This is a genomic window from Gilliamella sp. ESL0250 (assembly GCF_013345045.1).
Taxonomy (GTDB): domain Bacteria; phylum Pseudomonadota; class Gammaproteobacteria; order Enterobacterales; family Orbaceae; genus Gilliamella; species Gilliamella apicola_H.
Genome location: NZ_JAAEDV010000003.1, coordinates 118,264 through 131,494 on the forward strand (window position 1 = coordinate 118,264; position 13,231 = coordinate 131,494).

Annotated in this window: 14 protein-coding genes; 7 read left to right on the forward strand and 7 right to left on the reverse strand. The window is 35.2% G+C overall.

Going from position 1 to position 13,231, the window contains the following annotated elements:
* Nucleotides 1-28: 28 nt before the first annotated feature.
* Together nagA and nagB are read right to left on the reverse strand one after the other, a co-directional pair.
* Entirely contained in the window at nucleotides 29-1,171 is a 1,143-nt protein-coding gene (nagA, locus tag GYY69_RS03690) for an N-acetylglucosamine-6-phosphate deacetylase (RefSeq protein ID WP_174796476.1), read from the reverse strand.
* 11 nt (nucleotides 1,172-1,182) lie between these two features.
* On the reverse strand, nucleotides 1,183-1,989 hold the full coding sequence (nagB, locus tag GYY69_RS03695) for a glucosamine-6-phosphate deaminase (RefSeq protein WP_065637948.1): 807 nt from the start codon (nucleotides 1,987-1,989) through the stop codon (nucleotides 1,183-1,185).
* 247 nt (nucleotides 1,990-2,236) lie between these two features.
* Here nagB and nagE point away from each other — a divergent pair, with 247 nt between their 5' ends.
* A complete protein-coding gene (gene nagE, locus GYY69_RS03700; protein ID WP_174796477.1) occupies nucleotides 2,237-3,730 on the forward strand; it encodes an N-acetylglucosamine-specific PTS transporter subunit IIBC in 1,494 nt (497 codons plus the stop codon).
* Between the two features lie 264 nt (nucleotides 3,731-3,994).
* Here nagE and tusC read toward each other — a convergent pair whose 3' ends face one another.
* The 3 genes from tusC to fkpA are packed head-to-tail and all read right to left on the reverse strand — an operon-like array spanning nucleotide 3,995 to nucleotide 5,554.
* Nucleotides 3,995-4,348 carry a sulfurtransferase complex subunit TusC gene (gene tusC, locus GYY69_RS03705; RefSeq protein ID WP_174796478.1) on the reverse strand — a complete coding sequence of 118 codons (354 nt, stop codon included), beginning with the start codon at nucleotides 4,346-4,348 and terminating at the stop codon, nucleotides 3,995-3,997.
* A gap of 14 nt (nucleotides 4,349-4,362) precedes the next feature.
* On the reverse strand, nucleotides 4,363-4,788 hold the full coding sequence (gene tusD / locus GYY69_RS03710; protein WP_174796479.1) for a sulfurtransferase complex subunit TusD: 426 nt from the start codon (nucleotides 4,786-4,788) through the stop codon (nucleotides 4,363-4,365).
* Nucleotides 4,733-5,554: an FKBP-type peptidyl-prolyl cis-trans isomerase gene (gene fkpA / locus GYY69_RS03715; protein ID WP_174796480.1), complete on the reverse strand. Its 822-nt coding sequence runs from the start codon at nucleotides 5,552-5,554 to the stop codon at nucleotides 4,733-4,735. The genes tusD and fkpA overlap by 56 nt, the downstream gene beginning before the upstream one ends.
* A 230-nt stretch (nucleotides 5,555-5,784) precedes the next feature.
* Between fkpA and fabZ the strand changes: the two genes are divergently transcribed.
* Genes fabZ through rnhB form a run of 4 tightly spaced genes read left to right on the forward strand, consistent with a single transcriptional unit; the run spans nucleotide 5,785 to nucleotide 8,792 of the window.
* Nucleotides 5,785-6,231: a 3-hydroxyacyl-ACP dehydratase FabZ gene (gene fabZ / locus GYY69_RS03720; protein WP_065637944.1), complete on the forward strand. Its 447-nt coding sequence runs from the start codon at nucleotides 5,785-5,787 to the stop codon at nucleotides 6,229-6,231.
* Nucleotides 6,232-6,274: 43 nt separating this feature from the next.
* Nucleotides 6,275-7,054, forward strand: a complete 780-nt coding sequence (gene lpxA, locus GYY69_RS03725; protein WP_174796481.1) for an acyl-ACP--UDP-N-acetylglucosamine O-acyltransferase — start codon at nucleotides 6,275-6,277, stop codon at nucleotides 7,052-7,054.
* On the forward strand, nucleotides 7,054-8,208 hold the full coding sequence (gene lpxB / locus GYY69_RS03730) for a lipid-A-disaccharide synthase (protein ID WP_174796482.1): 1,155 nt from the start codon (nucleotides 7,054-7,056) through the stop codon (nucleotides 8,206-8,208). Before lpxA ends, lpxB begins: the two co-directional genes overlap by 1 nt.
* On the forward strand, nucleotides 8,202-8,792 hold the full coding sequence (gene rnhB / locus GYY69_RS03735; RefSeq protein WP_174796589.1) for a ribonuclease HII: 591 nt from the start codon (nucleotides 8,202-8,204) through the stop codon (nucleotides 8,790-8,792). The genes lpxB and rnhB overlap by 7 nt, the downstream gene beginning before the upstream one ends.
* 34 nt (nucleotides 8,793-8,826) lie before the next feature.
* Here rnhB and GYY69_RS13035 read toward each other — a convergent pair whose 3' ends face one another.
* Together GYY69_RS13035 and GYY69_RS03745 are read right to left on the reverse strand one after the other, a co-directional pair.
* Nucleotides 8,827-9,159 carry a YiiX/YebB-like N1pC/P60 family cysteine hydrolase gene (locus tag GYY69_RS13035; protein ID WP_174796590.1) on the reverse strand — a complete coding sequence of 111 codons (333 nt, stop codon included), beginning with the start codon at nucleotides 9,157-9,159 and terminating at the stop codon, nucleotides 8,827-8,829.
* 325 nt (nucleotides 9,160-9,484) lie between these two features.
* A complete protein-coding gene (locus tag GYY69_RS03745) occupies nucleotides 9,485-10,774 on the reverse strand; it encodes an NAD(P)/FAD-dependent oxidoreductase (protein WP_174796483.1) in 1,290 nt (429 codons plus the stop codon).
* A gap of 349 nt (nucleotides 10,775-11,123) precedes the next feature.
* Between GYY69_RS03745 and GYY69_RS03750 the strand changes: the two genes are divergently transcribed.
* Together GYY69_RS03750 and GYY69_RS03755 are read left to right on the forward strand one after the other, a co-directional pair.
* Entirely contained in the window at nucleotides 11,124-12,095 is a 972-nt protein-coding gene (locus GYY69_RS03750) for an HlyD family secretion protein (protein WP_174796484.1), read from the forward strand.
* Complete coding sequence (locus GYY69_RS03755) at nucleotides 12,077-13,216, forward strand: ABC transporter permease (protein ID WP_174796485.1); 1,140 nt, start codon at nucleotides 12,077-12,079, stop codon at nucleotides 13,214-13,216. The genes GYY69_RS03750 and GYY69_RS03755 overlap by 19 nt, the downstream gene beginning before the upstream one ends.
* The last annotated feature ends 15 nt before the right edge of the window (nucleotides 13,217-13,231 follow it).

Here is a 13,231-nt window from a genome sequence, read left to right on the forward strand (position 1 = left end):
CTCAATATTTTTATTAACTATCTGCATTCTAATGATGTATTTCTCCATTTACAATGGTTTTAGTGACCGTAAAATCACGATTAAAAATAACTAAGTTGGCAATTTTACCTTCAGTAATACTGCCAAGATCTTTATCTACACCGATTGCTTTGGCGGGATAAAGTGTTGCCATTCTTAATGCTTCATCTAAAGCAATACCTACATATTCGACGGCATTTTTTACCGCGTCGATCATGGTTAAGGACGAACCACCTAATGTGCCGTTTTCATCAACACATCGTCCATCTTTGTAATAAATGGTTTTACCCGCAAATACAGCTGATGATAAATTAGAGCCAGCAAGTAACATTGCATCGGTAACTAAAATTAAGTGATCTTGTTTGATTTTATGGCTGTTGCGGATATTTGCCCAGCTCACATGTTGACCATCGGCAATAATACCAACATAAACTTCTGGCTCATCATAAATTGCACCAACTACACCCGGTTCGCGTCCAGAAATATAAGGCATGGCATTAAATAGGTGTGTTCCTAAACGAATACCATCGTTAAATCCACGGCGACAATCATCATAGTGACCATTGGAATGGCCAACTGATACATGAATCCCAGCATTAACCAGCTGTTTAATAAAATGGCTGTCGACTCTTTCAGGAGCTAATGTGATAATTTTTATTACATCTGCATTTTCACAAAGAAAATCAATCATTTCTTGTGAAGGTTGACGAATAATATTTTTGTCGTGGATGCCTTTCTTTTCCGGACTAATATAAGGACCTTCAAGATGCAAACCAAGTGCTTGATTGGCATGCGTAGCTAAATATTCACGCATCACTTTAACCGCCTTTATCATAAATTCATCAGTTGATGTAATTAAAGTCGGTAAATAACTCGTACATCCATAAGTTAGATTTGTTGCTTGCATTGCTTCTAATGTTTCAATACTTAGGGCATCAAGCGTTTCATTAAATTGCACCCCACCACAGCCATTGACTTGGATATCAATAAATCCAGGTGCAACTATTGCACCTTGTAAATTTTCAATTTTGATATCTGGGGTTAGTTCGTCTTGTTTACAGATTTTAGCGATTTTGCCGCCGTTGATAATAACGGCGTGATTTTCAAGAATTTCATAACCTGTATAAATACGACAATTTGTTAATGCGTACATTGATTTATCCTTTATAAAACGGTCACTTTAAGATTATCAGCTTCCATTTGTTTAAAATATTTTAATGTTTTCACTTTAAGATCATCAGTACTTGGTTCATCACAAACAATGATTGAAGCTCGATGCATTTGTAGTGCAGTCACTGTCCAAAGATGATTAACACTACCTTCAACACCAGCTTGTAACGCTAAACTTTTGTTATGACCACAAACTAATAAAATCACTTCCTGAGCATCCATTAAAGTGGCAACACCGATAGTTAGCGCATGTTTTGGTACTTGATTAACATCATTATCAAAAAAGCGAGAATTAGCAATGCGTGTATCTTCAGTTAATGTTTTGATGCGAGTGCGAGAGCAAAGCGAAGATCCTGGTTCATTAAATGCGATATGTCCATCTTGACCAACACCACCTACAAAAATATTGATTTTGCCATAAGCTTTGATCTTCGCTTCATATTGACGACATTCTTCATCAATATCTGGCGCATTACCATTTAATATATGGATGTTGTTTTTATCAATATCAATATGATTAAAGAAATTTTCGTACATAAATGTGTGATAACTTTGCGGATGATCTTCTGGCAAACCAACATATTCATCCATATTAAACGTTACTACATGTTTAAAGCTAACATGACCGGCTTTATAATGTTTGATTAATTGTTGATACATGACTAATGGCGAGCTGCCGGTTGGTAGACCTAGTAAAAATGGTCGATCTGCTGTCGGTTTAAATTGGTTAATTTTATTCACAATACGCTGTGCAACCCAAGCACCGACTTCTTGTGCATTGTCTAAAGGAATAAGTCTCATGAGATATCACCTCTTTTGATATAATTAAATAAATTCTTTTTTTTAAAAGTAAAATATGTTGGATTAATTGTACTATATTAAGACAATTAATCAAAAAATATAGTGATTTTTGTCACAAAAAAGTAATAATTAATTTGCGAAGTAAAATAATATAGAGTGAAATAAAGAAGTCTTACTTATCATCGTTTAAAAATGTAAAATTTTATGACATTTTTTATATGCCCTTAAAAATATATGAGGTTAACTTATGGGAATTTTAGCTTATATGCAACGTATCGGGCGCTCACTGATGGTGCCTGTCGCAGTACTACCCGCAGCCGCAATACTACTCGGAATAGGGTATTGGATCGACCCTAATGGTTGGGGACAAAATAATATTATTGCTGCGTTTTTAATTAAATCGGGTGGCGCAATTATTGATAATATGCCTATACTTTTTGCTATTGGTGTGGCTTACGGTATGTCTAAAGATAAAGATGGTGCAGCCGCACTTGCTGGTTTAGTCGGTTTTTTAGTGGTTACAACTTTACTTTCTCCTAGCTCGATTGCACTATTTAATGGTATTGATACAAAAGCAGATGACTGGCTAGGCCAAGTCCCTGCTGCATACAAAAAAATAAATAACCAATTTATCGGTATTCTTGTTGGTATTATTGCCGCCGAACTTTATAATCGTTTTAGTCAGGTTGAATTACATAAAGCGCTATCATTTTTCAGTGGAAAAAGACTGGTCCCTATTATTGTCTCAATAGTTATGTTGTTAGTATCCGCTGTTTTATATTTTATCTGGCCAACTATTTATGATGCACTTGTTGCGTTCGGTAAATATATTAAAGAATTAGGTTCTGTTGGTGCAGGTATTTATGGATTTTTCAATCGTTTACTTATTCCTGTCGGTTTACACCATGCTTTAAACTCAGTATTTTGGTTTGATGTTGCGGGTATCAATGATATTCCTAACTTCTTAGGTGGGCAAAAATCAATTGAAGATGGATTAGCAACAGTGGGTATTACTGGTCGTTACCAAGCTGGATTTTTCCCTGTTATGATGTTTGGTCTACCTGGCGCGGCATTAGCGATGTACCATACCGCGAAAAAAGGTAATAAAGATAAAACGGCCTCAATCATGCTAGCCGCTTCATTTGCTGCATTTTTTACCGGTGTTACTGAACCGTTAGAATTTGCGTTTATGTTTGTAGCACCAGTACTTTATGTTTTACATGCTGTTTTAGCTGGTATCTCACTTTATATTGCAGCTGCAATGCAATGGATTGCAGGGTTTGGCTTTAGTGCTGGCTTAGTTGATATGTTACTTTCCAGCCGTAATCCACTTGCTGTACATTGGTATATGCTTATACTTCAAGGTTTAGTGTTCTTTATTGTTTACTATGTTGCATTCCGTTTTGTGATTGTTAAATTTAACCTTAAAACGCCAGGTCGTGAAGATGAAGATACCACAGTTTCATCAACCGAAAACACTCAGCAAAAACAAGCAATTGGTGATACAGCAAAACTTGCAGAGCAGTATTTAGTTGCTGTTGGTGGTAAAGAAAATCTAACCAATATTGATTCTTGTATTACACGTTTACGTTTAGGGGTGAATGATTCAGATCTTATTGATGAGCAAGCGGCCAAAGCGCTTGGTGCAATGGCAGTGATTAAGTTAGGTAAAACTGGTGCACAAATTATTGTTGGAACTCAAGCTGAAAAAATTGCTGATCAAATGAAGAAATTAGTTTAGTTATATAAAAGCTAAATCTAATGAAATTATAGCCCACTCTATTTAAGCATAGCAAAAAATGGAGTGGGTTATTTATTTGATTTAAACTTAACAAAACTTCATTAGTCTATCTATCAACGCTAGAATGCATCTTTTATGAAAATCGATTATTTTTTAAAAAACAACAAAATAAAAAGTTAAATAAAATTAATATTTATTTGAATGATTTTAGTTTAGAGATCAATCTTGTTGTTGTGGTGTGAGATTGTGTATTTCAATATAAAATTAGAAGCGCAATATTACATCTTGAGTGGTTAATAATTGCATTAATGACTCATTATTAATGATTTTACTTGGGATATTACGAGGTATCTGTATTAGATTTCTTGATTTAAGTGAAGATTCGCATACATACACATCATCAACATCATAAAGTTCAAGCATATTAAAAGTCGCAATATAATCACGCATTAAAATTTGATCTGGTTGCTGATTAGGTAACAAATGAAATACACCATCATCGACAAAAAAAACAGAAATATGATTAATAGCTGAGGTCGCCAATGCGATATCAAGTGCTTCTCGACCTTTGGCATTTCCATGCGGGGGCGTACTAATAATAATTGCCACTTTTTTCATTTGAATCCTTAACCTTAAAACTGAATAGTACGGTCTGTCATTGCAATTGACTCACTTAATTCACCAAGGCCAGTTAATTGAAAATGATCAGCTAGGTTATTTTCGATAATGCCACGACGTTGTGCTGCTGCTACACAAACCGTCAAAGTGAAAGCGTGTTTTTGAGATAATTCTTGCCATGCAGAAATTAAATCAAATTCATCGCTGGCTGGATCGGTATAGCGGTTGCCATTATAAACACCATCGGCATAAAAAAAGATGTTTTTAATCGTATGTGGCGTATTAGACAGTAAAACTTGTGCAAATTGATATGCGCAGTAAGCAGATTGGGTCCCATAAGCAGGACCCATAACAACAAGAGTATAACTTAATGAATCAAGCAAATTATTCAGCTGCGTGTTCTTGATTTTGAGCTGGTGTTGATTCTTGAGTATTGTCATTTTTATCACCATCAATGCCAAGCAACTCAACTTCAAATACTAATGTTGATGCTGGTTGGATGCCTGCTTTATCTTGTTGTCCTGGAAGACTTTGATCACCATAAGCTAACTCTGGTGGCACAACCAGTTTGATCTTACCGCCAACGCCGATCAATTGAATTCCTTCAGTCCAACCTTTGATAACCGCATTAAGTGGAAAGGTTGCTGGCTCACCACGGTCATAAGAACTATCAAATTTACGTCCATCCGTCAATGTGCCTAAATAATGAACAATAACAGTATCTTGCTCAGTTGGATGACGGTCTGAACCTTCTTTAATGATTTGATAAAGTAATCCTGACTTGGTTTTTTGTACGCCATCTTGTTTAGCAAATTCTGTGCGGAATTTATCACCTGCTGCTGTATTTTCAGTTTTTTCCTTTTCAAAACGCGCTTTGCTTTCTTCTTGAATTCGTTTTCCAAATGCATCTAAGATGTTTTTAACATCATCTTTTGAAAGTTGCGATGCATCACGGAAAGTCTCATTAAAACCACTAATCAAATACTCTTGGTCTGGTTTGATTTCATTTTGTTCTAAGTTTGACTTCATGTACGTTGCAAATGATGAACCTAACGCATATGCTTCTTTTTGTGCATCAGTTGAAATTGTAACTTTATTTGCTACTGTTGTGGAACTATTAGTGTCAGCTGATTTTTTATCATCACACCCAGTTAATGCTAATACAATGGCACTGCTGACTAATGTCATTTTAATCAATGATTTCATTCTACTTCTCCAAGTTATAAACTTTTTAACTAATTATTTTCATTATTATATATGATTTGGTATGGGATAATATAGTATTTACAAATCATTTATTTAATTAAGTTATATTAACATAGCATCAATATAATGGAATAAATAAAACGCGCTATTTAAATCATCCTTGAGTGAAACAGGCTTCCTCAGTTATAATGTATAAAATTTATAGCAAATAATGTATAAGGATAGCTATTTTGACTACCGAACTTAATGCCCTTGATATTGAAGAAATCATCAGTTTATTGCCCCATCGTTATCCATTTTTAATGGTTGATCGCGTACTTAGTTACGAAAAAGGTAAAACATTAAAAGCGATCAAAAATGTTACTGTGAATGAACCATTCTTCCAAGGTCACTTTCCTAATAAACCGATTTTTCCTGGCGTATTAATTTTAGAAGCTATGGCACAAGCTACAGGAATTTTGGCATTTAAAAGCATTGAAGAATTGTCGCCAGGACAACTTTATTACTTCGCTTCAATTGACAAGGCACGTTTCAAGCGTCCTGTTGTGCCGGGTGATCAAATTGTATTAGACGTTGAGTATATTAAAGAACGTCGTGGCATTGCGCTATTCCACGGTGTTGCAACTGTTGATGGTAAGTTAGTTTGCGAAGCCGAAATGATGTGTGCTCGTAAATAACATTTGGTATTTTTCATATTCCAAATTGTTTTAAGGAAATACTATGGCAACAGAAATACACCCAAGTTCAGTCATTGAAAAAGGTGCTAAAATTGGCGATAACGTCAAAATTGGTCCTTTTTGTTTTATTGGTGAAAATGTTGAAATTGGTGACGGAACATTTTTAAAATCGCACATTGTCATCAATGGGCACACCAAAATTGGTAAAGATAACCAAATTTATCAATTTGTCTCAATTGGTGAAGTAAACCAAGATTTAAAATATCGTGGAGAGCCAACGCGTACCGAAATTGGCGATCGCAATATGATTCGCGAAAGTGTCACTATTCACCGTGGTACGGTTCAAGGTGGCGAGTTAACTCGTGTTGGTAGTGATAATTTATTGATGATTAATGCTCACGTTGCGCACGATTGTTATATTGGTAATCACTGTATTTTAGCAAATAACGCCACCTTAGGTGGACATGTTCAATTAGACGATTATGTCATTGTTGGTGGCATGACTGCTGTTCATCAATTTTGTGTGATTGGATCGCATGTTATGGTCGGTGGTTGTTCTGGCGTTGCGCAAGACGTTCCTCCTTATGTTATTGCCCAAGGCAATCATGCAACTCCTCATGGTGTAAATTATGAAGGCTTAAAGCGCAGAGGCTTTAGCAAAGATGCCTTACAGGCGATTCGCAATAGCTACAAAGTCCTTTATCGAAATGGCTTAACGTTGGACGAAGCTAAAGCTGAAATTGCAACCATTGCCGAACAATATCCTGAAGCCCAACTCTTTGTTGACTTTTTTGCACGTTCAACGCGTGGCATTATCCGTTAATGACCAATAAACCATTAACCATTGCCTTAGTCGCTGGAGAAACTTCTGGCGATATTCTTGGCTCGGGATTGATTCGTGCGCTAAAAAATCATCATCCCAACATTGAATTTGTTGGTATAGCAGGTCCTAAAATGCAAGCTGAAGGTTGTAGGGCTTGGTATGAAATGGATGAATTGTCGGTTATGGGCATTGTTGAAGTATTGGGGCGATTACGTCGTATTTTATCTATTCGCCGAGATATTAGTAAACGTCTTATTGAACTTAACCCCGATATATTTATTGGTATTGACGCACCTGATTTCAATCTTTCCCTAGAAGGTAAATTAAAACAAGCCGGTATTAAAACGATTCATTACGTTAGCCCCTCCGTTTGGGCTTGGAAGCAAAAACGAGTTTTCAAAATTAAACGTAATACCAATCTTATTTTAGCTTTTTTACCGTTTGAAAAAACCTTTTATGATAAATTTGATGTGCCTTGCCGCTTTATTGGTCATAAGATGGCTGATGATATTCCACTTAATCCAGATCAAATAGCTATGCGTCAACAATTAGATGTGCCACTAACTTGCCGTTGTTTAGCTTTATTACCCGGTAGTCGCCATGCAGAAGTAACATTATTATCGACTCCTTTTTTAGAAGCTGCGCAATTATTACGTCAACGTTATCCTGACTTACATATTGTTGTACCATTAGTGAATGAAAAAAGACGAAAAGAGTTTGAACAGATTAAAGCCGAAGTTACACCAAAACTAGACATACAATTATTAGATGGCCATGCCCGTGAAGCAATGATTGCTAGTGATGCGGCAATTTTAGCCTCTGGTACTGTGGCATTAGAATGTATGTTAGCCAAATGTCCTATGGTTGTAGGCTATAAAATGAAACCTTTCACATTTTGGCTTGCTAAAAAATTAATTAAAACTCCTTATGTCTCTTTACCTAACATTTTAGCGGGTAAAGCCCTAGTTCCAGAGTTATTACAGCAAGATTGCACACCTGAAAATATCGCGAATCACATTATTCCCTTGTTAGAGGGTGATAATACTGAGCTAAAACAGACATTTTTATTTTTGCATAAACAAATCCGTTGTAATGCCGATGAGCAAGCGGCTAAAGCAGTGCTTGATGTATTAGAGGATGCGCATTGTTGTTAGAATTTACCTATCCTGATGCCACATTAATTGCTGGTGTCGATGAAGTCGGACGCGGTCCACTTTGTGGTGATGTTGTTACTGCTGCTGTTATTTTAGATCCAAACAAGCCAATTAAAGGCTTAACTGACTCTAAAAAATTGACTGAAAAAAAGCGCGAACAACTGTTTGACATAATCAAACAAGATGCTTTAGCGTGGAATATTGCCCGCGCTTCAGTTGATGAAATCGATAAATTAAATATATTACATGCCACTATGCTAGCAATGCAGCGTGCTGTATCTGGATTAACTATTAAACCCAATTTTGTATTAGTTGATGGTAATCGTTGTCCTGATTTTGGTATTCAAAGCCAAGCGGTCATTAAGGGCGATTTATTGGTAGCAGAGATTAGTGCTGCTTCAATTTTGGCTAAAGTTACACGTGATCGTGAGATGGTTGAGCTTGATAAATTGTATCCACAATATGGCCTTGCTAAGCATAAAGGTTATCCAACTAAAGCGCATTTAGCGGCAATAAAAGAACATGGTATTAATCATTTATATCGTAAAAGTTTTGCACCAGTTAAGAGTTTAGCATTATTTTAATTCACCATTGTTTGTCAACCGTTGTCAGAAATGATCAATTGAAAATAGAAACTGGTGAAATGATTGTTTCTTGATAAGGAATTTTGTTTCCATAACGTTTTTTTAATTTTTGCTTCACGGCAGGCGATGAAAGATTAAAATCTTTGATAGTTTGTAATTGACCAATTTTCAATTTAAGTGCTTTATCATAAATTTTCCAGATTAACTCAGAACAATAGATATAATTATTATCCCAACCAAACCAGATATCATAAGGTTTGCCTTCAAAACTACTTGCGACTTGCTTTAATTTAGCAATTTCGTTATTGGATAAATTGTGATTTTTTAAACGTTTTATGATGTAATTTTTATTTTTACCACGCGCAATTCAACTATTGAGTGGTGTATAAACTACTTTATTAGCAGCTTCAAAAACATATGGCTTGCCATTTTTAATAAAAATAATTCCCATATGGCTGTATGGCGAGTTTGTTGCTTATTCAATAGCTAGACTTTGTCTTGATTGTTAGGATTGAAAAACAATATCACCATCTTGATAGTTTATAACTAGCAATACTAATAAAGCTAACTAAAGACAGCATTAACAATATAATAAAACGCATTAAATTTCCATTTAACTATAAATAATGCTATAAATTATAAAATAACCACTTATAAAATAGCGTTTTATAAGTGGTTATCCAAATGGGAAACTAGTCTTGATGAGTAAAGATAGACGTAAATTTATTTTTATACATCTCTTTACTAGCTTTAACAAATCGAATTGTTTTGAAAATACCCAACAAGCTTGCTTGATGCATACGATAGAGCAGGCGATGAATAGTTAAAGCAAAAAATCCTTTAACATTCATTTCTCGTTTGCCAGCAATTTTAACCACACCTTGTGCGGTATCATGCAGAGAAATAATCGTTCCATTATCGGTATAATTAAACGTTTTCATTGATTTATTATTTAACATGTTAACAATATTTTCATAACAGATTTTTGCCATCTGATGTGCGGCTTGTGCTGTAGCGGGAGCAGCTCTTCCGCTGTCTTGCATTGCGTAAGCACAATCACCAATAACAAAAATATTATCATCGCGTGTTGTTTGTAATGTTGGTTTAACCACAAGTTGATTAGAACGGCTTGATTCTAAACCAGCAATATCTTTTAGATAGTCAGGCGCTTTTACACCCGCAGTCCAGATCATAATATCAGCGTTAATGGTGTCTCCATCTTTAGGATAAAAGCCATCACTTTCCGCTTTAGTTATCATGGTCTTGGTTAACACATGAATGCCACGTTTTTGTAATGTTTCGGTAATACCTAATGCTGTTTTTTCAGGTAACGCAGGTAAAATACGATCAGTTGCTTCAATAACCGATACATCCAGCAAATCTGAACACATTTTATTTTGGCCACAAGCACCAAATGTTTCAACCATATGAGGTAATTCGGAAGCTAATTCAACACCAGTTGCACCACCACCAACAATAGCGATACGAATTTTATCTTCAGTTGTTGCTTCATGTTTATCAATAATTGAACAAAAACTAGCAAATTTTGCAATAAGTGTTTCACGTAAACGAATTGCAGCGTTTTGGTCATCTAAAAAGATACAATGTTCTTTAACACCTGGCGTACCAAAATCATTTGAAGTACTACCTATTGCTACAACTAAAATATCATATGGAATAGAAATAGATTCATTATTTAAATTCTCAACAATAACTTGTTTTTCTTCACGGTTAAGATTAGTGAACGTACCTTGAGTAAATTGGAAGTTGTGTTGTTGCCCTTGCAAAGCATAGTCAATTCTATCAGCTTGCTCATTTAAAACACCAGTAGCAACTTCATGTAATAAAGGTTTCCATAGGTGATAACTATTTTTATCAATCAGTGTAATGTCAGCTTGGTTGTCTTTTCCTAGTTTATCGCCAAGGTCTGTAGCTAGTTCCAAACCGCCGGCTCCACCACCAATAATTATTATTTTTTTCATAAATTTCAAACCTTATCGTAATTAATTGTAAATATCATACTAAATAAGTAGGTTTTTATCTATTTCTTTTAACGAATATTATTTATAAATAAAACCTATTAAAGTGATGTTTTACAATTATTAAAATTTATTTAAAACTCAAATGGAGTATAGTCGTATTTGTTATTGATCGTGTTGATATATTCTTTTTTTTAAACTAAAAATTTCTCTTTATTCATTAAAATAAAGCACTTTTCGTATAATTTATAATGCAGTAATCGTTACAATTTATGTTTGAGAGATCTATAATGCATATCATCATCCTATACTATTTAGACCTTATCTAATCATTTCACGCTATATAAAATTTATGAATAAAAAAATTTTTATTATTATTGTGTTAATTGTTATTTTAATTTCAATGACAATTCTAATTCGATCACATAATAGCCAGCTTATATTACAAGGCGAGGTTGATGCACCTAATGTTAGTATTTCGTCAAAAGCGAAAGGGCGCGTGCAGGCGATACACGTCAATCGCGGTGATGATGTAAAACCAAGCGATATATTAATAACGCTTGATAGTCCAGAATTATTAGCACAAGTCAAAGCGGCACAAGCGGCTTGCGATCAAGCACGAGCTCAAGTTGCGCTTTCTGAACATGGAACCCGTGAAGAAAGTATTCGCTACTATGAAGCGTTACTACAACAAGCTAAAGTTGCTTATGATAATGCATCCAAAGAATATGATCGTAATAAAGCGATTTCGGCCAAAGGTTATGTTTCTCAATCAATCTTAGATAATGCATTAAAAACGCGTGATGCAGCCTTTCAACAAGTTCAGTCAGCACAAGCTAATTTAGATCAAGCCAAAAATGGTGATCGTATTGAACAACGTGAAATTTATGATGCTAAATTAAAAGAAGCAGAAGAGCAGCTTAAACAATTACAAATTCAATACGATGATTTACAAGTAAAAGCCCCTGTTGAAGGTGAGGTTGGTTCAATACCAGCCGAAGTTGGCGAGTTATTTAATGCTAATAGTCCATTATTGACCGTAATTCAGCTACCAAAAGCGTACTTTATATTTAATCTTCGTGAAAACATTATGCCCAATATTCATAAAGGCGATCATGTTAAGCTTGAAGTGCCTGCTCTTGGTAATAAAGAAGTTGAGGCTGAAGTTCGTTATATCGCACCCATGGGTGATTATGCAACAAAACGTGCAACACGAGCTACCGGTGATTTTGATTTAAAAACCTTTGAAGTTAGACTTTATCCAACAACGCCTATTGCAGGTTTACGTGCAGGTATGAGCACACTATGGAAATTAGACAACTAATTTGGGATTTTTGGTACCGCTTCAAAGAAGCGTTTAATGCTGAAATACCTGTGATATTTAAGCGGTTTACTTTCCATTGGTTAATGTGGATTTTACCGCTAATTATTTTTATATTAATTAGCAGTATTTTTTATCGTGGTGTGCTTTTTGATCTACCGGTAGGCTATATTGATAATGATAAAAGTGTTTTATCGCGTGAAATCGTGCGTGATCTTAATGCTGGAGCACATGCCAATCTGGTCAATTATGATAGCCAGCTTGCTGAGGCTGAACGTGATTTGCAAAAAGCAAAAATTTATGCCATTTTTTATATTCCACCGAATTTTGAAGCAGATGTATTAGCTGGTCGGCAGCCAACACCAATGCTTTATTATAATGCGTTATATTATAGTGCTGGATTATATTCTATTATGGATTATTCAGGCCTAATTGCGGCATTAAATACCCAATACCGTAGCACAATGGCAACTAGTATTGGGATACCGGTACCTAAGCTTGCAAAAGTAAACTTCAATTATGATGGATTGTTTAATGCCAGTGGTAACTCAATGTACTTTCAGCAATTTTCGGCTGTGGTGCATTTACTACAACTGTTTGTTGTCACAACAACGATTCATCTATTAGCACAATTACCAAAGCGAACTCGCCCTAATTATCCTTTTGTTTTAGGGAAATTAGCACCTTATACCATTTGGTTTACCATGCTGCTTATTTTCGAAATTGCGATGCTTGTTCTGTTTTCTCATGCTCGTGTATCAGGTTCGCCTTTTGCCATGGTGACGGTGGTATTTTTCTATGTGATTGCTGCACAAAGTATTGGTATTTTGCTATATACTTTTACTAAAACCCCTATTGATGCTTATACTTATATCGGTATTTTAGTTGGACTTGCGTTAACTTATTCTGGTGTTGTTGTGCCTGAACTATCTATGCCTTGGATTGCAAGGTTTATTTCATCATTAGAACCATTAACTTATGCTCTTAATAAGCTGTTCGATCTGTTTTTACGTCACTCTAGTTATCTTTCAGTATTAAAAACCTGTGTTATTTTAATGGTCTACCCAATAATTATTACCGTGTTAGTGAGAAAACGTCTAGTAAGACGACTACATTCACAGTAAGAGGAAAAAACCAAG

What these genes read in the sequence shown, in the direction of transcription:
- nagA (WP_174796476.1), bottom strand. Translation starts at nt 1,171, where the DNA reads ATGTACGCATTAACAAATTGTCGTATTTATACAGGTTATGAAATTCTT.
- nagB (WP_065637948.1), bottom strand. Translation starts at nt 1,989, where the DNA reads ATGAGACTTATTCCTTTAGACAATGCACAAGAAGTCGGTGCTTGGGTT.
- nagE (WP_174796477.1), top strand. Translation starts at nt 2,237, where the DNA reads ATGGGAATTTTAGCTTATATGCAACGTATCGGGCGCTCACTGATGGTG.
- tusC (WP_174796478.1), bottom strand. Translation starts at nt 4,348, where the DNA reads ATGAAAAAAGTGGCAATTATTATTAGTACGCCCCCGCATGGAAATGCC.
- tusD (WP_174796479.1), bottom strand. Translation starts at nt 4,788, where the DNA reads ATGACAATACTCAAGAATCAACACCAGCTCAAAATCAAGAACACGCAG.
- fkpA (WP_174796480.1), bottom strand. Translation starts at nt 5,554, where the DNA reads ATGAAATCATTGATTAAAATGACATTAGTCAGCAGTGCCATTGTATTA.
- lpxA (WP_174796481.1), top strand. Translation starts at nt 6,275, where the DNA reads ATGGCAACAGAAATACACCCAAGTTCAGTCATTGAAAAAGGTGCTAAA.
- lpxB (WP_174796482.1), top strand. Translation starts at nt 7,054, where the DNA reads ATGACCAATAAACCATTAACCATTGCCTTAGTCGCTGGAGAAACTTCT.
- GYY69_RS03745 (WP_174796483.1), bottom strand. Translation starts at nt 10,774, where the DNA reads ATGAAAAAAATAATAATTATTGGTGGTGGAGCCGGCGGTTTGGAACTA.
- GYY69_RS03750 (WP_174796484.1), top strand. Translation starts at nt 11,124, where the DNA reads ATGAATAAAAAAATTTTTATTATTATTGTGTTAATTGTTATTTTAATT.
- GYY69_RS03755 (WP_174796485.1), top strand. Translation starts at nt 12,077, where the DNA reads ATGGAAATTAGACAACTAATTTGGGATTTTTGGTACCGCTTCAAAGAA.